Raw genomic sequence first — 18068 nt, forward strand, 5'->3', positions numbered from 1 at the left:
TGTACCGTGAACGGGTCGTTGATGCGGATGTGATGCGGGAAACCGGCGTTGCCTGGTTTCGACATACGACTGATATGAGGAGGATATGCGGTGGAACGGTTCCGCAGCGGTTGGAAACGTATCATTGAGCCGATTGCGCGGCTGTGTGTAAGGCTGGGGATTAGTGCGAACGCCGTGACCGTGGTTGGTTCGGTACTGTCGATCCTGGTGGCGCTGCTGACCGGCGTGACCGGCTGGCTGTTCTGGGGCGCATTCGTGCTGACGCTGCTGGTGCTGTTCGATTCGCTCGACGGTTCGGTGGCCGCGTTGTCGGGCGGCGGCACACGGTTCGGCGCGTTCCTGGATTCCACGCTCGACCGCATCGCCGATTGGGCCACGTTGGCGGGCATCATCCTGTACGTCAACCTGCACAGCGATTTGTGGTACGACCCGACGGAGACATCGTTCCCGGACTACATGACCCCGTATATCACCGGCGTCACGCTGTACGCGATCATGACCTCGTTCGTGACCTCCTACGCCCGCGCCCGCGCCGAATCGGTGGGCTGCGAGGCCAGGAACGGCGTGGCCACGCGCGCCGACCGCCTGACGATCATCCTGATCGGCATGGCGTTGACCGGGCTGACCGGGCAGATCGTCATCCTCGCCGTGGCGATGACGCTGCTGGCCGTGCTCGGCACCATCACCGTCTGCCAGCGCATCTTGGAGGTGCGCCGGCAGATGTCCCGAGCAGGGGAGTGATCCCCGGATCCGCCGCCCGGAGCACGGGACGGACGCCTGAGGATTCCGTATGCGTCAATGGGCGAAATCCATGCTTTGTCAGCGAACCGCCTTACAATCGTTTCGTTTGCATACTATCCGTTCATCCTGAGGAGCATTATGTCAGGTCATTCCAAGTGGGCGACCACCAAGCACAAGAAGGCCGCCATCGACGCCAAGCGAGGCAAGCTGTTCGCCAAGCTCATCAAGAACATCGAGATCGCGGCCCGTCTGGGCGGCGGCGATCCGGACGGCAACCCGACCCTGTACGATGCGATCGTCAAGGCCAAGAAGGCCTCGATGCCGGCCGACAACATCAAGCGCGCCGTCAAGCGCGGCTCCGGTGAGGAAGCCGGCGGCGCCAACTACGAGGAGATCGTGTACGAGGGCTACGCCCCGGCCGGCGTGGGCCTGATCATCGAGTGCCTGACCGACAACCGCAACCGTGCGGCCGCCGACGTGCGCTCCACCCTGTCCAAGGGCGGCGGCTCGCTGGCCACCACCGGTTCCGTGAGCTTCAACTTCGAGCGCAAGGGCCAGATCGTGGTGCCGTCCGAGGGCGTGGACTACGACAACCTGTTCGAGATCGCAGCCGAGGCCGGTGCCGACGACGTGGCCGATGACGGCGAGGTGTTCACCGTCATCACCGAGCCGGGCGATTTGGTCACCGTCCGCAAGGCCCTGCAGGACGCCGGTATCGACTACGATTCCGCCGATCTCGTGCAGAGCCCGAAGAACGAGGTCGAGCTGAGTCTCGAGGATGCCCGCAAGGTCTCCAAGCTCATCGACAACCTGGACGACCTGGACGACGTGCAGAACATCTACAGCAACTGGACCGCCTCCGACGAGGTCATGGCCCAGCTCGACGAGGAGTGATCCGAACGTGATCATCATGGGCGTCGACCCCGGGCTCACCCGCTGCGGGGTCGGCGTGATCGAAGCCGGCGTAACCCGCCGGCTTTCCTTTATCCACGTGGATGTGGTCCGTTCCGACCCGAAGCTTTCGCAGGATCTGCGTCTGCTGGCCATCTACAACGGCCTGGTGGAGAAGATCGAGCGTTTCGCGCCGGACATGGTGTCGATCGAACGTGTGTTCGCGCAGGAGAACCGCAACACCGTGCTCGGTACCGCGCAGGCCGCGGGGCTGGCCATGCTGGCCGCGGCGCAGCGAGGCATCCCCGTAGCGTTGCATACGCCGACCGAGGCCAAGCTGGCGATTACCGGCAACGGCAAGGCCGAGAAGATCCAGGTGGAGCGCATGGTGGCCCGCGTCCTGGGGCTGAACACGCTGCCGCAACCCGCGGATGCCGCCGACGCGCTCAGCGTGGCGATCTGCCATGCCCTGAGGCCGCAGGGCGCCCTGCAGGGCGGCGAACGCGAACAGCATCTGACGCCGGCGCAACGTCGGTGGGCCGAAGCCAGCCAGCAGGCGACCCGTCGCCACGGCGCCCGACGCGACATGTAGACAATGTGCCAGCGTCACGACGTATCAGAATCACGATGCGTCAGCATCTGCAGGTCGCCCCGGCGTCCGACGCGACCTGTACACTATCGAACAGATGTTCGACTATCGACCCGCCGGAGGTGAATGATGATCGGCTTGCTCAACGGCCATGTGGAATCGGTGGACGCCGATGCCGCGCTGATCAGCGTGGGGGGAGTGGGGTATGAGGTGCGCATGCCCGCCGCCGACCTGTCGGCCCTGCACGCCGGGCAGGAGACCCGCGTGTTCACCTCGCTCAACGTATCCCAGGATGCCGTGACGCTGTACGGTTTTCTGACGCAGGCGTCCAAGCGCATGTTCCTGCAGCTGCAGAAGGTCAGCGGCATCGGCCCCAAGGTGGCGCTGTCGCTGCTGTCCACGCTGCCGCCCGACCGTCTGGCCCGCGCCGTGGCGGACGGTGACGCCGCCGCACTGGCCAAGGCCCCGGGCCTGGGCAAGAAGGGCGCGCAGAAGATCATCCTGGAACTCAAGGGGTCGATTGACCTGAGCCAGATCGAAGGGTCGGCCGCACCCGCGGCGGCGCAGGTCGACACCGGTTCGATGCAGGTGGTCGAAGGCCTGATGTCGCTGGGGTGGAGGCAGCAGGACGCCGAGCACGCCGTGCATGAGGTCTGCGTGGAGGAGCATATCGAAACGCCACTGACGAATCAGGACATACCCCGCGTGCTCAAACTCGCGTTGAGCGCTCTGGACCGCGGAAGGTGAGGTGACGGGTCACATGGCAGAACACGCATTCGCACAGACCGACAACAGCGGTGTGAACGAGGAGTCCCTACGCATGGTCTCCGCCACGCCAATCGGCAACGAGCCCGTCAGCGACGAGGAGCTGCGCCCCCACGTTCTTGACGGCTTCATCGGGCAGCCACGGCTGAAGGCCCAGCTGCAGCTGTTCCTGGACGCCGCCCGCAAACGCGAGGTCCCGCCGGATCACATCCTGCTGGCCGGTCCTCCGGGTCTGGGCAAGACCACGTTGGCCATGATCGTGGCCAACGAGCTTGCGGTGCCGATCCGCGTGACCTCCGGCCCCGCCATCCAGCATGCGGGCGACCTGGCCTCGATCCTCAGCTCCCTGGATGCCGGGGAGGTGCTGTTCATCGACGAGATCCACCGTCTGCCGCGGGCCGCCGAGGAGCTGCTGTACATCGCCATGGAGGATTTCCGCGTGGACGTCATGGTCGGCAAGGGGCCAGGCGCCACGTCCATCCCGCTGACGTTGCCGCGCTTCACCGTCATCGGCGCCACCACGCGCGAGGGTATGCTGCCCTCTCCATTGCGTGCTCGGTTCGGCTTCACCGCGCACCTCGACTTCTACCCCAAGGAGGAGCTGGAGAAGCTCATCGAACGCTCCGCCGCCGTGCTGGGCATCAACCTGGCCGAAGGCTCCGCCGCGCAGCTGGCCATGCGCTCGCGCGGCACGCCGCGTATCGCCAACCGACTGCTGCGCCGTGTGCGGGATTGGGCCGTCGTGCATGACCTGTCCGCCGTGCAGCCGGATGACGTGTGTGAGGCGCTGGCGCTGTACCAGATCGACACCGAGGGACTGGACCGGCTCGATATCGCCGTGCTGAACGCCATCGTCCGTCATTTCAACGGCGGCCCCGTGGGCCTGAACAACCTCTCGGCCATGGTGGGCGAGGAGTCCGAAACCGTGGAGACGGTCTGCGAGCCATATCTGGTGCGCGAAGGCTTCCTGATCCGCACGCCGAAGGGGCGCGTGGCCACCGCCAAGGCCTGGGAACATCTGGGCCTCAAGCCTCAGGATGATGTCAGCAAGCTATTCTAAAATATGAGTTTTGGACAATGCACCGGCGTAGCACGCCGATACCTGTAAGGAGTCTTTTCGTGGATATCGTGTTTATGATCGTCATCCTTGTCGCCCTGATCGCCATGATGTGGTGGCAATCCCGCAAGGCCAAGCAGCAGCAGCAGGAGCGCAAGGACTTCCGCGAGAACCTGCAGCCGGGCACCGAGATCATCACCATCGGCGGCATCATCGGCAAGGTGGTGTCGGTCGACGTCGAATACGAGGAGATCGTCATCGACTCCGAGGGATCGCTGCTGCGTTTCGGCTTCAACGCCATCAGCCGCGAGTACACCCGTCCGGCGTTCGTGCATGACGACGAGGTGGACGAGAACGGCAACCCGCTGCCGCAGGATGACGAGCAGGGTCAGGTGCCGATGGACGACGCCATCGAGACGGCCCCGGAACCCGCCGAGGTCATCGAGACCTCCGAAGCCGGCGACACCGCCGACACCGAGTCGAAGTAACATCGCACACGGCTATTCGGACAAATCAAGAAAGGCAGGGACATCGCATGACCGCGCAATCGGACATTCGCATCAACCGACTGGCACTGGTGGGAGAGGAGAACGCGGGCCATGTGATGTCCCTGATTCGTTCCATCCCCGGTTTCCCCAAGGAAGGCATCATCTTCCGGGACTTCATGCCCGTGCTTGCCGACGCCAGGGGGCTGGGCATCCTGATGGACGCGCTGGAGGCCGCGCTGCCGGTTCCCGCCGATCAGTTCGACGCCGTGGCGGGCCTGGAGGCCCGTGGATTCCTGTTCGGCCCCGCGCTGGCCGCACGTCTGGGCAAGGGGTTCGTCGCGGTGCGCAAGGCCGGCAAGCTGCCGCCGGAAACCGTGCATGAGGACTATGCGCTCGAATACGGCACGGCCAGCATCGAGATCGAGACCTCGGCCGTCAAACCGGGCGATCGTGTGCTGGTGGTGGATGACCTGATCGCCACCGGCGGCACCGCCAAGGCGGCCGCCGACCTCATCGAGAAGTGCGGCGGCACCGTGGTGGGATTCAGCTTTGTCATGGAACTCGAAGGACTGTCCGGAACCGACGTGCTGGCGGGATACCCGCTGAGCACGCTGGTCACCATGCCGGCCTGAACGTCAACGTATCAATCACCATCGAAGAGGGAAAGCCTGATGGATCTTTACGAATATCAAGCCAGGGAGCTGCTGGACGAGCAGGGGATCCCGACGCCGCGCGCCATCTTCGCGCAGAACTCCCATGAGGTCGCCGAGGCGGCCGACGCACTGGGCTATCCGTGCGTGGTGAAGGCCCAGGTCAAGATCGGGCACCGCGGCCAGGCCGGCGGCGTCAAGCTCGCCCGTACCCGTGATGAAGCCGTGCTGGCCGCCGAGCAGATCCTGCCGATGACCATCCACGGGCACAAGGTCCACGGCGTGCTGGTGGCGGAAGCCAAGAACATCCTGCACGAGTATTACGTGTCGATCTCCGTGGACCGCTCCTCCCGTGATTTCGACGTGCTGGCCACCGCCAACGGCGGCACGGAAGTGGAGGAGATCGCCAAGGAGCATCCCGAAGCCGTCAAGCGCCTGCATATCACCTCGCTGGAGGACTTCGACATCGAGGCGGCGCGGCGGATGGCGAACGACATCGGCTTCTACCACGCCGACGTGGAGCAGGCCGCGCAGATCCTGCTCAAGATGTGGCGCTGTTTCAAGGACAACGACGCCACGTTGGTGGAGATCAACCCGTTGGCCAAGATCGGCGATCCCGACGATGAGTCATCCAAGTCGCTGTGCGCGTTGGACGCCAAGATCTCGCTGGACGGCAACGCCGCGTTCCGCCATGACGGTTGGCGGCGGTTCGAGGATCCCGTCCACGAGGATCCGTTCGAGCGCCGGGCCAACGAGCACGGGCTGCACTACGTGCACCTGCACGGCGAGGTCGGCGTCATCGGCAATGGCGCGGGACTGGTGATGAGCTCGCTCGATGCGGTCTCCGGGGCCGGCGAGGACCAGGGCACCGGCATCAAGCCGGCGAACTTCCTCGACATCGGCGGTGGCGCCTCGGCGGAGGTCATGAAGGAAAGCCTGCAGATCGTGCTCTCCGACCCCCAGGTGGAGTCGGTGTTCATCAACGTCTACGGCGGCATCACCTCCTGCGAGCAGGTGGCCGAGGGCATCCTGGAGGCCATCGACGTATTGGAGGGCTCCAAGCCCATCGTGGTCAGGTTCGACGGCAACGCCGCGGCCGAAGGCCTGCGGATCCTTGCGGAGTCCCGCAACCCCAACATCCACGTGTGCACCACCATGGAGGAGGCGGCCCAGCTCGCCGCCCGTATCGCCGCCGACGTCAAGGAGGGACAGGCATGAGCACGTTCATCGAAGACAACGCCCCGGTCATCGTCCAGGGCATGACCGGGCATCAGGGCATGACGCACACCGCCCGCATGCTCAAGGCCGGTACCAACATCGTGGGCGGCGTCAACCCGCGCAAGGCCGGCACCGAGGTCACCTTCCCCGGCGCGCAGCACGGTTCGGATGCGCATATCCCGGTGTACGCCACCTGCGCGGACGCCCGCACCGCCACCGGAGCCAGGGCCAGCGTGGTATTCGTACCGCCCCGTTTCGCCAAGGACGCCATCGTGGAGGCCATCGAGGCGGGCATCGAACTGATCGTCGTCATCACCGAGGGCATTCCCGTCGCGGATTCGGCGTACTGCGTCGAACTCGCCCTGCAGCGCGGGGTGCGCATCGTCGGCCCGAATTGCCCGGGGCTCATCACCCTGCCGTCCACGCCGGACGGCCACGGCGTGAATCTAGGCATCATCCCCGACGGCATCGTGTCCCGCGGACCGCTGGGCCTGGTATCCAAGTCCGGCACGCTGACCTACCAGCTGATGGGGGAGCTGTCCGATATCGGCTTCACGGCCTGTCTTGGTGCGGGCGGCGACCCAATCGTCGGCACCACGCTGCAGGAGGCGCTGGAGGTGTTCGAGGCCGACGAGGATACCCGGGCCGTGGTCATGATCGGCGAGATCGGCGGGACCGCCGAACAGGAAGCCGCCGCCTGGGCCGCAACGCATATGACCAAGCCGATCGTCGCCTACATCGCGGGGTTCACCGCGCCCGAAGGCAAGCAGATGGGCCATGCCGGCGCCATCGTCTCCGGCGGCAAGGGCACGGCGCAGGACAAGAAGGAGGCCCTTGAGGCGGTCGGCATCCGGGTGGGACGCACCCCGGGGCAGACCGCAGCATTCATGCGTGAGATCCTGGAGGAACGCCACATCGTATGAACGGCGTCGTCAAGGGATTGGGCAAAGGCGCAGCCGTTTCGGCGGTCACGATGGTCATTGCCCTGACCGGCATCGGCTTCTATCTGGCGCTGATGCTGTTGGTGATCGCCATGGAGGAGGGCGGGGAGAACCTCACCGTCCATGCCTTGCCGTTCGCGCAGACCACGCTGCTGCTCGCCCAGGGCATCGGCTTCGACTGGGGCGCGTTCCGCCTGACGATCACGCCGCTCCTGCTGACGTTGCTGATCATCGGCATGATTCGTGCCTGGTGCCTGCGGTGGGGGACCGGCTGGCCGGTTTTCCTGGGCGGTCTGTGCACATGGATGGCCATCACAGCAGGTATGGCGGGCAATGTGGAGGTGACTCTGATCGACCCGTGGTGGCTGATGCTCGTGAAATCCGCGGCGGTGTTCATCATCGGCTTCGGCACCGCGGCATTCGGTTCCTCCGCAACGCGTGAATCCCTGTCCGAACGGTATCGCGCCCTGACCGGCGCCATGGTCCGACGCATCGGCCGTGTATCCGCCGCGACCGGAGCCATCATCATTGCGATCTATCTCATCTTGGGCGCCGGAACGGTTCTGATGTGGGCCATCCGCAACCACGGCACCGTGGCGGAGTTGTTCTCGCTGGCCGATATGCAGATCGGATCGCGGATCCTGACCACCATAGCATGCATCGTCTGGCTGCCGAACCTGTGCCTGTGGGGGCTGTCCTGGGTGTTCGGCGGCGGGTTCTACGTCGGCGATGTGGCCACGTTCACCCTGTGGATCAGCCGATCCGACGGGCTTCCGGCCGTTCCCATGTTCGGCGTGTTCCCCGATGCCGTCGATAACGATCCGCTGAGGATTGTACTGATGCTGCTGCCGCTGGTCATCGGGCTAATCGCCGGACTGACGGTTATGCTGCTGCCCCGGTGCTTCGGCATCGGCATACCCCGCACCTTCCAGGAATACGACCATCGTTCAATCGCGAAGGACTTCATCTGCTCCGCAGTGGCGCTATGTCTCACCGCAGCCATGGTATCGGTGGCGTTCGCCGCGCTATTCGCCTGCTCCAACGGCGCGTTGGGGCATCAGCGGCTCGGCCATATCGGTGTGGACGTCATGCAATCCACGCGCATCATCGGCCAGGCCACGCTGGTGGGTCTGTTCACCGCGTGGCTGCTGGTGTTGGTTGGCGTCTACGCGGTTTTCGGGATACGCTGGGCTCGGGAGCGCCACACCGGTCAACGCCGGGAAAGGATTTCACAGCCGTATGACGGCGTGACCAATCATGAATCCGCCATTACACCCCGTGTGGTGAATTCAACGTATCAAGCGAAGGAGGAACAGGGTGACAACAACGAATCGGCCGATTAGGCGTGCGCTGGTATCGGTCTTCCACAAGGAAGGCATCGAGGTTCTGGCCAAGGCCTTCATTGAAGCAGGCACCGAGGTGGTGTCCACAGGTTCCACGGCGCACCGTCTTGCCGAGCTTGGCGTGCCGGTCACCGAGGTGTCCGAAGTCACCGGCTTCCCCGAAAGCCTTGACGGTCGCGTCAAGACCCTGGATCCGCATATCCATGCCGGCATCCTGGCGGATATGACCAATCCGGATCATGCCGCCCAGCTGGAGCAGCTCGGCATCAAGCCGTTCGACCTGGTGGTGGTGAACCTGTATCCGTTCGCCGACACCGTGCGTTCCGGCGCCGACGAGGCGGCGACGATCGAGAAGATCGATATCGGCGGACCCTCCATGGTACGCGGCGCGGCCAAGAACAGCGCCACTGTGGCGATCGTGACCGATCCGGCGGATTACGCCCTGGTCGCCGCCCGTGTGGCCGACGGCACCGGTTTCTCGTTGGAGGAGCGCCGCTGGCTCGCGGCCAAGGCGTTCGCGTACACCGCGGCATACGATGCCACCATCAACGAATGGACCGCCAAGCATTGGCCGAAGCCGGCCAGCGTCGACGCCGCGCAGTCCGATGACGTAACGCCCGTGGACGAGGCCAAGTTCCCGGCCACGTTCACCCGCACCTGGGACCGCGCCCATGTGCTGCGCTACGGCGAGAACCCGCATCAGCAGGCGGCGCTGTACCTCGATCCGCTGAACCAGCACGGCTTCGCCCACGCCGAACAGCTCGGCGGCAAGCCGATGAGCTACAACAACTACGTGGACGCCGACGCGGCATGGCGTGCGGTGTGGGATTTCGCCCCGCAGATCGCCGTGGCCGTGGTCAAGCACAACAACCCGTGCGGCCTGGCCGTCGGCGGCACCGTGGCCGAGGCGCATCGCAAGGCGCATGCCTGCGATCCGATGAGCGCCTACGGCGGTGTGATCGCCGCGAACTCCACGGTGACGCTTGAGATGGCGGAAGGCGTCCGCCCGATCTTCACCGAGGTCATCGTTGCCCCCGATTACGAGCCGGAGGCGCTGGAGCTGCTGCAGACCAAGAAGAAGAACCTGCGCATCCTCAAGGTCACTGAACCGCCGAAGGCCAAGACCCAGTTCCGCGCCATCGACGGCGGCCTGCTCGTGCAGTCCACCGATCTGATCGACGCCACCGGCGACGACCCGAACGCATGGAAGCTGGTTTCCGGCGAACCTGCGGACGCCGAGACGCTGAAGGATCTGGAGTTCGCCTGGCGCGCCGTGCGCTGCGTGAAGTCCAACGCCATCCTGCTGGCGCACGACAGCGCCACCGTGGGCATCGGCATGGGCCAGGTCAACCGCGTCGACTCCTGCAACCTGGCCGTGGAACGCGCCAACACGCTGGCTGACGGCGCCGACCGCGCCACCGGTTCGGTGGCGGCCTCCGACGCGTTCTTCCCGTTCGCCGACGGCGCCGAGATCCTCATCAACGCCGGCGTGAAGGCCATCGTGCAGCCCGGCGGATCGATTCGCGACGAAGAGGTGTTCGAGGCGGCGCGCAAGGCCGGCGTGACGATGTACGTCACCGGCACCCGCCACTTCTTCCACTGATCGGTACGCACGCATCAGTCCCTATGCGAAGGGCCTTGGACCGGGTCGATACCCGTCCAAGGCCCTTCGCATACCCGCCTGCCATGCAGCGCGTGTATATTGGTCTGAGGTATTGGTACGTATTGATGGACAGCCGACGAGGAGCACCGATGGCAGAACACCCCAGGGTTTCCGAAGAGCATGAGGGCAAACCGGCGTTCGAATGGGCCGTCGCCATCCTGGTCATGGTCTCCGCCGTCACCGCATTCCTCGGATACACGATGGCCGCCACGGTGATCATCGCCGTGACGGCCATCGTGACCGGCATCATCCGGTTGGTGCTGCGGGACCGCAGCCCATGGAAGGTGAGGTCAGTGGGATTCGACTCCTTCATCGGCATCGCCCTGGGCGTCGGTCTGCTGGCCACCTACTTCAGCATCAGCATGCTCATCGGCTGATTCCGGCATGTCATCCGCGGCGGATTCGGCCGCAACCTCGGACTCGGATTCGGGCTCAACCTCGGATTCAGCCCCAGTCTCGGCGTCGTCCTGCGCAGCCGCATCCACGATCTCGATGCGGCTGGTCTGCGAACCACGCACCATCTGCACCACGATCATCGGCAGCGCCACCAACGCGGCGGCCAGAACCGGGCAGATCCAGAACACCCACAGCTGGTCCAGCGGGTTCTGCGTGAGCTCTTCGAACGAGGAGAACACGGCGATGCCGGTGGAGCGCGCCGGATTCAGCGCGGCGCCGGTCACCGGGGCGGCGACGGCGGAGCAGGCCCCATACGCCACGCCCATGGCCAGACCGTATCCCTGCTGGGGAACGCCCTGCGCATCGGTCATACGCATGGCGGTGCCCGCAATGATCATGCCGGCGACGACCTCCACAACAATCGCCGCGGCGATGCCGAAGGACACACCCGCCTGGGACAGCTGCCCGTAGGAGAACGAGCCATCGTCAAAACCGTTGTTCACATAGGACATCCACTGCGCGACCGTCACGGCGTCCGAGGTCGGCAGGATGACCCGCATCACCAGGGCGCCGGCGGCCAGCGCGCCCAGCACCTGCGCCAGGATGAACAGGATGCCGTCGAGCACACGGGTCTTGGAGACCAGCATCGAGGCCACGGTGATGGCCGGGTTGAACTGCGCTTGGCAGACCTTGGACAGCATCATGGTCACACCGGCGTAGATGAGGCCGGTCGCGAGCGCCACAAAGGACAGGTACGGCCCGTACAGGGTCAGTCCGATGGTGCTGGACAGATAGATGCCCAGGCAGATCAGGAAGCTGCCCACCAGTTCGCCGCCCACGCGCAGGACGAGCTCCATGGCGTTCCGGGATTGTTGGGGCCGTGTCGTTTCCACAGCAGTCATAGATATTCCTTCGTTATCGTATGGCGCGGGCGCATATGGCCCGCCGAACGTCTGCCATAGTACCAGCAGTACCACGGAAACGATGGAGTGCGCCCACTGTACCGACCCACCCGTTCCGTCGGGGTGTGCGTGTACGCTTGTTGCGTCCATATTTCCGGCCACGTTGGGAGAACGATGCCACACGCATATTCCCGCGCCACCAAGGCGCATGACAACACCGATGGAATCCGCCTGCAGAAGCTGTTGGCCCAGGCGGGATTCGGTTCACGACGCAAATGCGAGGAGATCATCCTGGATGGGCGCGTGGAGGTCGACGGTGAACTGGTCACCGAGCTCGGCACCCGCGTCGATCCCAAGAGACAGCAGGTCCGGGTCGACGGATCCCGGGTCCGGATCAACCCGAACCATGTCACCCTCGCGTTGAACAAGCCCCGCAAGGTGCTCAGCACCATGGACGACCCCAAGGGTCGGTTCACGCTGCGAGACATTGTGGGAGACAAATACGAGCGCATCTTCCATATGGGGCGTCTCGACTATGATTCCGAAGGCCTGATCCTCATGACGAACGACGGCGAGTTGAGCCAGCACGTCATGCACCCCAAGTATGAGGTGGCCAAGACCTATATCGCCACGCTTGAGGGGCGGATCAGCGGCACCGTGTGCCGCCGTCTGGTGTCCCAGGGCGTGCAGCTGGACGACGGCTGGATCAAGCTCGACCATTGCGCCATCCTGGATTCCAGCCGTGACACCACGCTGGTCAAGGTGGTGCTGCATTCGGGTAAGAACCGCGTGGTCCGCCGCATCTTCGGCGCCGTCGGCTTCCCCGTCAAGCGTCTGGTGCGCACGCAGATCGGCCCGATCAAGCTGGGCGATATCAAGCCCGGTTCGTACCGCGTGCTCTCGCAGACCGAGGTCCGTTCGCTGTCCAAGGAGGTCGGACTGTGATCCGTGTAGCCATTGACGGTCCCGCCGGGGTCGGCAAGTCGTCCACGTCCAAAGCGCTGGCCCGGCATTTCGGGTTCGCCTACTTGGATACGGGCGCGATGTACCGTGCCTGCGCCTGGTGGTGCATGCGGCAGGGCGTCGACCTGGACGCCGAGCAGATCGACGAGCAGCAGGTCACCGAGACGGTGGGCGAGTTCTTCACCGAGGGGCATTTCGACATCAGCGTCGACCCGGCCGACCCCAAGGTGATGGCCGACGGCGAGGATATCAGCGACGCGATTCGCGCTTCCGAGGTCTCCTCGCATGTCTCCAAGGTGTCGAACATCATCCCGGTGCGCCACGTGCTGATCGCCGCCCAGCGCGCCTATATCGCGCGCGAGGCCGCCGAGGATTCGTTCTCCGGCGGCGCGGGCGTTGTGGCCGAGGGCCGTGACATCACCACCGTGGTGGCCCCCGACGCCGAGGTGCGTGTGCTGCTCACCGCGCGTGAGGAGGTGCGTCAGGCCCGCCGCACCGGCCAGGCCGTCAAGGGCGTGGGCGGGGAGGACGTCGCCGCCCGCGACCGCGCCGACTCGAAGGTGACCAGCTTCCTGGAGGCCGCCGACGGCGTGATGACCGTCGACAACTCCGACATGGATTTCGACGAAACGCTGGCCGTGCTCGTGCGGATGGTCGAGGATGCGATTGAGGAGCAGGAGTACGAGCGCTACGCCGCGAATCTGACCGGCTACGAGTTGGATGAGGGCGACGAGGCGCTGATCGACGGTTCCGCGTTCGATGACCGTTCGGATACGTACACGCCGAAGGCCGTGGGCGTGCTGGCGATTGTGGGCCGCCCGAACGTGGGCAAGTCCACGCTGGTCAACCGCGTGCTCGGCCGCCGCGCCGCCGTGGTGGAGGACACGCCGGGCGTGACCCGCGACCGCGTCAGCTACGACGCCGAATGGGCGGGCACCGATTTCAAGCTGGTCGATACCGGCGGCTGGGAGGCCGATGTGGAGGGCATCGACTCCGCGATCGCCTCGCAGGCGCAGATCGCCGTGCAGCTGGCCGACGCCGTGGTGCTGGTGGTCGACGGGCAGGTGGGTATGACCGCCACCGACGAACGCATCGTGAAGATGCTGCGCGCCTCCGGCAAGCCGGTGACGCTGGCCGTGAACAAGGTCGACGACCGTGAGAGCGAATACATGGCCGCCGAGTTCTGGAAGCTCGGCTTGGGCGAGCCCTACCCGATCTCCGCCATGCATGGCAGGGGAGTGGGCGACCTGCTCGATGCCGCGCTCGACAACCTGAGGAAGGCGGAGAAGACCTCCGGCTTCCTGACGCCCTCGCATCTGCGCCGCGTGGCGCTGGTGGGCCGTCCGAACGTGGGCAAGTCGTCGCTGCTCAACCAGCTGGCGCACGAGCAGCGCGCGGTGGTGCACGATATGGCCGGCACCACGCGCGACCCGGTCGACGAGATCGTGAACGTGGACGGCGAGGACTGGCTGTTCATCGACACGGCCGGCATCAAGCGCCGCCTGCACAAGGTGTCGGGCGCCGACTACTACTCGTCGCTGCGCACGCAGGCCGCCATCGAGCGCGCCGAGCTGGCGCTGGTGCTGTTCGACGCCTCCCAGCCGATCTCCGACCAGGATCTGAAGGTGATGAGCCAGGCCGTGGACGCCGGACGCGCGATCGTGCTGGTGTTCAACAAGTGGGACGCGATGGACGAGTTCGACAAGCAGCGTCTGGAACGCCTGTGGATCACCGAATTCGACCGCGTGACCTGGGCACAGCGCGTGAACCTGTCGGCCAAGACCGGCTGGCATACCAACCGTCTGGCCTCGGCCATGCGCAAGGCGTTGGAGTCCTGGGACCAGCGCGTGCCCACCGGCAAGCTCAACGCGTTCCTGGGCCGCGTGCAGGCCGCGCACCCGCATCCGCTGCGGGGCGGCAAGCAGCCGCGCATCCTGTTCGCCACGCAGGCCTCGAACCGCCCTCCGCGGTTCGTGATCTTCGCCACCGGGTTCCTGGAGCACGGCTACCGCCGGTATCTGGAACGCTCGCTGCGCGAGGAGTTCGGCTTCGAGGGCACCCCGATCCAGATCTCGGTGAACATCCGCGAGAAGAAGCGCCGCAAGTAGCCCCGGGACCGCGCGACGCGCCACGATTTGGTTTACACGAGTTTCGTGGTAAGCTGTCCTCTTGTGCGAAAGCACAGTTCGGGCCGTAGCGCAGCTTGGTAGCGCACTTGACTGGGGGTCAAGGGGTCGCGGGTTCAAGTCCCGCCGGCCCGACGACTAGGGCGGAAACTCAACGGTTTCCGCCCTTCTGTTTTTCGGGTGGACGGCAATCGGGTACATTTCGGGTACATTGCGGGGTTTGGTTTAGATCATTCGATTGGATTGATGGTGTTGTCGTCAATCCATCGGTCGATATCGACCTGTCGGTATCGGATGAGTCTGCCGACGGTCACGTATGGCAGTTCGCGGCGTTCGCTGCGCCAGCGTGAGAGCGTCGAGACGGGGATGTCGAGCTGCTCGGCGGTCTGCCCGGGGGTGAGCAGGCTATATCCGGTGTTGGTGCTGTTGTTCTTCATGTCGTGCTTCTATGCGGCGCGCGTCTGGGCGCATAGGTGACGGTCATGGCTAAGGCTTGGATTAACGACCGGTGGCTGACCGATGCGGTGAAGACGTTGGATGACGGCTCGAAGGTGCGTGTGGCTCCTTCTGCGGCGGTGAAGCGTGCGCTATCGATGCACATGGATGATCCCGAGAAGGCGAAGGTCCCGGTTGAGTTCCGGACCAGCGTGTTCGGCAAGGGGTCCAGGTGGACGGTGTTTTGGATGGCGGATGGCGAACGTCATCGTAGGAATTTCAGGGATTACCGCAAGGCGGACGAGTTTCGGGCTGGTCTGGAGGACGACATCAGGTCCGCGAAATACGTGAATCCCAAGGATTCCGAACGCACCTTTGGCGAGGTGGCCGAACTCTGGGCGACGGGTCTGCGGGGCAGTATCAAGCAGTCCACGGAGGCCCGTTATCTGCGGGAGTTGAGGATTTGGGTGCTGCCGCGCTGGGGCACGGTGCCTTTGGGGCGTATCGGGACGGCGGCCGCGCAACGGTGGGTAGCGCAGCTTGTTTCTGGGGATGCACCTCGTGACGGGCGAATTGGACAAGCCCGGCCGTTGGCGCCGAAATCCATTCGCTCGGTGGTGAAGATCGTGTTCAAGGCCGTGCTGGACCTTGCCGTGTCGAACGGGTGGCTGTCGGCCAATCCCGTTGAACAGGTGAAGCTGCCGCGGGCTGTGCCCGTGCGCCAGCGTGTGTATCTGACTCCGGTCGAGGTCAAGGCCATTGCCGACGAGATGGAAGGAGATGACGCCGTCGCCGTGTTTCTTTTGGCGTACACGGGACTGCGTATCGGAGAGCTCCTCGCATTGCGTGTCGGCGACGTGGACTTGGATAGGATGACGCTGTCGGTGACTAAGACACAGTCCGTTGACGTGGGCAACCGGACGATCGAGACCACGCCGAAAGGAAACCGTTCCCGCACAGTGCCGATTCCTGAGGGATTACGCGCCGGAATCATGCGACTGGTCGATGGGCATGGGTCAGATGAATATCTCGTTCGTGCGCCACGCGGGGGCATGCAGACCACGCGGAATTGGAGGAATAGGGTCTGGTCTCCGGCGTTGCGGGCCGCGGGTATGGATGCGATTGATGGGCTGACGATCCACTCGCTGAGGCACACGTACGCGAGCTTGGCGATCAAGGCCGGGTCGGACGTGAAGACCCTGCAGGCGGTCATGGGTCATGCGTCCGCGGCTGAAACCTTGGACACGTATGCGGACCTGTGGCCCAATAGAACCGGCGAGGTGGCCGCTGCGATTAATCAGGAGATCTTGCTCTGAGAGAAGCATGTCCGATGCTTTTAAGGTATACGGCATGATGATCGCTGCCGGCAGTGCCTACCGGGAATTGATGCGATAAGGTGTGTCATCGCATTTGCTGTATGTGGCGCTTCTGGGACAGGGACACGGTTGTGAGAGTGCGCATAGGTGCTGGTATCAGGCCGTCATCGATGGCAAGAATTGACAAGGAGGTTCGTGATGGCTTTGGTAAGGGTCAAGGTGCATCTGCCTAATCCCGAGGACGACGTACTCACGTACGCGGAGGATTATCCCGGTCTGGTCGATATGGAGAGCGCGGCAGACAATCTGGTTCCCATTTACCAGCGATTGTATCTGCGTCACGGGCTCGTATACGTGAGCCCCTATGTGGTCGACGTGGTCTCGATGCAGGAGGATGCGAGCGGGTATGCGCAGGCGACTCGCGAGGTATATGACCGGATTGATGAGGTGCGCAGGGACGTGGACCGTCTCGAATGGAGGGAAATCCTCGGGACACACCGTGTTTTCTGGCGCGAGGATGTGCTCGACGATGAGGAGGACTGGGACTGTTGAGCTTTCCGACCTGCCTGCGGGTGTTCTCTTGCCAGGGTGCTGTTTTGACATGTTGACATGTTGACGGACCGGTATTCCGGGTAGCAGGTATGGGGTGTTTCGCTGACATTCTGACATGCGACAGGTCCAGTAATTCGTACGCTCCGGATACGAGCGTATCCCGCGGATGTTCAGAGTGGATGGGATGTATGCCTCGGGACGACTGACTTTTCTTTTTCATGAAAAAGAAACGGGACTGGGAGAAGAGGCTAGATGGACTGTGGCCGTTTGGGAGTTGTTTCCTATATGGTCGTCCCCTTCTCGAACCTTGTTGTCAAGGTGTTAGCGGTCGCACCGGATACCGGGAATATGGAGGTTGACGTGTCCGAGACTTTCATGGCTGTCCCGGTGTCAGCTTGTCAAGATGTCAGCATGTCTCGGTAACCGTAATGGCGTTTTATTGCGCGGCGTTTGCCCATTGGATGTCTCGGCGTAGTGCGCTGATGACGATGGCTGCGAGTGAGCATGCGGGCTCGTGGTCGAGGGCGTCGTAGGCGAGTCGGCTGGCGGTGCGATTGTCTCCGCATGCCCAGTGGATGTAGCCGGCGGCGGCGAGAAGGTGCGCGTAGCCGAGCCCGTGTCCGTTGGTGGCGAGCTGGTCGGCGTATCGGCGTGCGTCCTGCAGGTCGGTGACGCCTTGGCTGGTGAACGCCTTGGTTAGGCGCGTGTTCATGATGGTTTGGCTTTCCGGGGATTGGGGCGCATTGACGAGACGGGCGAACTCGGTGTCGCTGACTGTGGGGTCGATGATGGTGAGGATGACTGCGTCGCGGATGCCGAGATTGTCCTGTATAAGGTCGGTGACGCGGTCGATGCGGTGCTCGCGGATGGCTTGGCGGATGGTCGCGGCGTCGATATGCCGGGTGTAGGTCGTGACGGTCATGATGCGCTCCTTAATGGTTGCTGTCTTTTGTTTTCGCCGTGTCTTCGGCGTGCCCCTGACAGGACCCGCGTCCCGCCCGCGCGCAAGCCCGACATCTCCGATCGTGTCTT

General features: G+C 64.3%; 19 protein-coding genes and 1 tRNA gene. 17 read left to right on the top strand and 3 right to left on the bottom strand.

From position 1 onward, the window contains the following. Positions 1 to 90 precede the first annotated feature (90 nt). From pgsA to B4C31_RS01935, 12 genes are all read left to right on the top strand, one after another. Complete coding sequence (gene pgsA / locus B4C31_RS01880; protein ID WP_291531103.1) at positions 91 to 741, top strand: phosphatidylinositol phosphate synthase; 651 nt, start codon at positions 91 to 93, stop codon at positions 739 to 741. Between the two features lie 138 nt (positions 742 to 879). Continuing rightward, positions 880 to 1635 carry a YebC/PmpR family DNA-binding transcriptional regulator gene (locus B4C31_RS01885; protein ID WP_033505662.1) on the top strand — a complete coding sequence of 252 codons (756 nt, stop codon included), beginning with the start codon at positions 880 to 882 and terminating at the stop codon, positions 1633 to 1635. A gap of 7 nt (positions 1636 to 1642) precedes the next feature. Further along, a complete protein-coding gene (gene ruvC, locus B4C31_RS01890) occupies positions 1643 to 2224 on the top strand; it encodes a crossover junction endodeoxyribonuclease RuvC (RefSeq protein ID WP_033505663.1) in 582 nt (193 codons plus the stop codon). A gap of 126 nt (positions 2225 to 2350) precedes the next feature. Continuing rightward, on the top strand, positions 2351 to 2968 hold the full coding sequence (ruvA, locus tag B4C31_RS01895; protein WP_204389078.1) for a Holliday junction branch migration protein RuvA: 618 nt from the start codon (positions 2351 to 2353) through the stop codon (positions 2966 to 2968). Positions 2969 to 2981: 13 nt separating this feature from the next. Next, positions 2982 to 4046 carry a Holliday junction branch migration DNA helicase RuvB gene (gene ruvB / locus B4C31_RS01900; protein ID WP_129237350.1) on the top strand — a complete coding sequence of 355 codons (1065 nt, stop codon included), beginning with the start codon at positions 2982 to 2984 and terminating at the stop codon, positions 4044 to 4046. A gap of 17 nt (positions 4047 to 4063) precedes the next feature. Continuing rightward, positions 4064 to 4531, top strand: coding sequence for a preprotein translocase subunit YajC (yajC, locus tag B4C31_RS01905; RefSeq protein WP_414631825.1), 468 nt, complete (start codon positions 4064 to 4066; stop codon positions 4529 to 4531). Positions 4532 to 4578: 47 nt separating this feature from the next. Next, the gene (locus B4C31_RS01910; protein ID WP_204464318.1) at positions 4579 to 5163 is read left to right on the top strand and encodes an adenine phosphoribosyltransferase; all 585 of its coding nucleotides are present in this window, start codon (positions 4579 to 4581) and stop codon (positions 5161 to 5163) included. 39 nt (positions 5164 to 5202) lie between these two features. Then, complete coding sequence (sucC, locus tag B4C31_RS01915; RefSeq protein ID WP_204464325.1) at positions 5203 to 6399, top strand: ADP-forming succinate--CoA ligase subunit beta; 1197 nt, start codon at positions 5203 to 5205, stop codon at positions 6397 to 6399. Beyond that, a complete protein-coding gene (gene sucD / locus B4C31_RS01920) occupies positions 6396 to 7322 on the top strand; it encodes a succinate--CoA ligase subunit alpha (RefSeq protein WP_291531104.1) in 927 nt (308 codons plus the stop codon). The genes sucC and sucD overlap by 4 nt, the downstream gene beginning before the upstream one ends. Next, entirely contained in the window at positions 7319 to 8683 is a 1365-nt protein-coding gene (locus B4C31_RS01925; protein WP_291531105.1) for a DUF6350 family protein, read from the top strand. The genes sucD and B4C31_RS01925 overlap by 4 nt, the downstream gene beginning before the upstream one ends. Further along, on the top strand, positions 8658 to 10286 hold the full coding sequence (gene purH / locus B4C31_RS01930; protein WP_291531106.1) for a bifunctional phosphoribosylaminoimidazolecarboxamide formyltransferase/IMP cyclohydrolase: 1629 nt from the start codon (positions 8658 to 8660) through the stop codon (positions 10284 to 10286). The genes B4C31_RS01925 and purH overlap by 26 nt, the downstream gene beginning before the upstream one ends. A 149-nt stretch (positions 10287 to 10435) precedes the next feature. Then, on the top strand, positions 10436 to 10723 hold the full coding sequence (locus tag B4C31_RS01935; protein ID WP_291531107.1) for a DUF3017 domain-containing protein: 288 nt from the start codon (positions 10436 to 10438) through the stop codon (positions 10721 to 10723). Here the strand turns inward: B4C31_RS01935 and B4C31_RS01940 are convergent. Next, the gene (locus tag B4C31_RS01940) at positions 10637 to 11644 is read right to left on the bottom strand and encodes an aquaporin (protein WP_291531108.1); all 1008 of its coding nucleotides are present in this window, start codon (positions 11642 to 11644) and stop codon (positions 10637 to 10639) included. The two genes, B4C31_RS01935 and B4C31_RS01940, sit on opposite strands and share 87 nt — an antisense overlap. Before the next feature lie 174 nt (positions 11645 to 11818). On the opposite strand from B4C31_RS01940, the gene B4C31_RS01945 reads away from it, so the two are divergent. From B4C31_RS01945 to B4C31_RS01955, 3 genes are all read left to right on the top strand, one after another. Next, positions 11819 to 12589 carry a pseudouridine synthase gene (locus tag B4C31_RS01945; RefSeq protein ID WP_129237357.1) on the top strand — a complete coding sequence of 257 codons (771 nt, stop codon included), beginning with the start codon at positions 11819 to 11821 and terminating at the stop codon, positions 12587 to 12589. Beyond that, a complete protein-coding gene (der, locus tag B4C31_RS01950; protein ID WP_291531109.1) occupies positions 12586 to 14715 on the top strand; it encodes a bifunctional cytidylate kinase/GTPase Der in 2130 nt (709 codons plus the stop codon). The genes B4C31_RS01945 and der overlap by 4 nt, the downstream gene beginning before the upstream one ends. A gap of 79 nt (positions 14716 to 14794) precedes the next feature. Then, positions 14795 to 14868, top strand: a tRNA-Pro gene (locus tag B4C31_RS01955). Between the two features lie 95 nt (positions 14869 to 14963). Here the strand turns inward: B4C31_RS01955 and B4C31_RS01960 are convergent. Then, positions 14964 to 15170, bottom strand: a complete 207-nt coding sequence (locus B4C31_RS01960; RefSeq protein ID WP_291531110.1) for a helix-turn-helix domain-containing protein — start codon at positions 15168 to 15170, stop codon at positions 14964 to 14966. A 45-nt stretch (positions 15171 to 15215) separates the two neighbouring features. Between B4C31_RS01960 and B4C31_RS01965 the strand changes: the two genes are divergently transcribed. Both B4C31_RS01965 and B4C31_RS01970 read left to right on the top strand, forming a co-directional pair. Beyond that, positions 15216 to 16484, top strand: coding sequence for a tyrosine-type recombinase/integrase (locus B4C31_RS01965; RefSeq protein WP_291531111.1), 1269 nt, complete (start codon positions 15216 to 15218; stop codon positions 16482 to 16484). Between the two features lie 198 nt (positions 16485 to 16682). After that, the gene (locus B4C31_RS01970) at positions 16683 to 17036 is read left to right on the top strand and encodes a hypothetical protein (RefSeq protein WP_291531112.1); all 354 of its coding nucleotides are present in this window, start codon (positions 16683 to 16685) and stop codon (positions 17034 to 17036) included. 436 nt (positions 17037 to 17472) lie between these two features. Here B4C31_RS01970 and B4C31_RS01975 read toward each other — a convergent pair. Further along, a partial coding sequence (locus tag B4C31_RS01975; protein WP_414631826.1) for a hypothetical protein occupies positions 17473 to 18068 on the bottom strand: 596 nt, incomplete at its 5' end.

This window comes from Bifidobacterium sp. UBA4282, from assembly GCF_002394995.1.
Classification (GTDB): Bacteria; Actinomycetota; Actinomycetes; order Actinomycetales; family Bifidobacteriaceae; genus Bifidobacterium; species Bifidobacterium pullorum_B.

What these genes read in the sequence shown, in the direction of transcription:
- B4C31_RS01945 (WP_129237357.1), top strand. Translation starts at nt 11,819, where the DNA reads ATGCCACACGCATATTCCCGCGCCACCAAGGCGCATGACAACACCGAT.
- B4C31_RS01965 (WP_291531111.1), top strand. Translation starts at nt 15,216, where the DNA reads ATGGCTAAGGCTTGGATTAACGACCGGTGGCTGACCGATGCGGTGAAG.
- B4C31_RS01935 (WP_291531107.1), top strand. Translation starts at nt 10,436, where the DNA reads ATGGCAGAACACCCCAGGGTTTCCGAAGAGCATGAGGGCAAACCGGCG.
- B4C31_RS01940 (WP_291531108.1), bottom strand. Translation starts at nt 11,644, where the DNA reads ATGACTGCTGTGGAAACGACACGGCCCCAACAATCCCGGAACGCCATG.
- ruvB (WP_129237350.1), top strand. Translation starts at nt 2,982, where the DNA reads ATGGCAGAACACGCATTCGCACAGACCGACAACAGCGGTGTGAACGAG.
- sucC (WP_204464325.1), top strand. Translation starts at nt 5,203, where the DNA reads ATGGATCTTTACGAATATCAAGCCAGGGAGCTGCTGGACGAGCAGGGG.
- sucD (WP_291531104.1), top strand. Translation starts at nt 6,396, where the DNA reads ATGAGCACGTTCATCGAAGACAACGCCCCGGTCATCGTCCAGGGCATG.
- yajC (WP_414631825.1), top strand. Translation starts at nt 4,064, where the DNA reads ATGCACCGGCGTAGCACGCCGATACCTGTAAGGAGTCTTTTCGTGGAT.
- B4C31_RS01925 (WP_291531105.1), top strand. Translation starts at nt 7,319, where the DNA reads ATGAACGGCGTCGTCAAGGGATTGGGCAAAGGCGCAGCCGTTTCGGCG.
- B4C31_RS01885 (WP_033505662.1), top strand. Translation starts at nt 880, where the DNA reads ATGTCAGGTCATTCCAAGTGGGCGACCACCAAGCACAAGAAGGCCGCC.
- B4C31_RS01970 (WP_291531112.1), top strand. Translation starts at nt 16,683, where the DNA reads ATGGCTTTGGTAAGGGTCAAGGTGCATCTGCCTAATCCCGAGGACGAC.
- ruvA (WP_204389078.1), top strand. Translation starts at nt 2,351, where the DNA reads ATGATCGGCTTGCTCAACGGCCATGTGGAATCGGTGGACGCCGATGCC.
- B4C31_RS01910 (WP_204464318.1), top strand. Translation starts at nt 4,579, where the DNA reads ATGACCGCGCAATCGGACATTCGCATCAACCGACTGGCACTGGTGGGA.
- B4C31_RS01960 (WP_291531110.1), bottom strand. Translation starts at nt 15,170, where the DNA reads ATGAAGAACAACAGCACCAACACCGGATATAGCCTGCTCACCCCCGGG.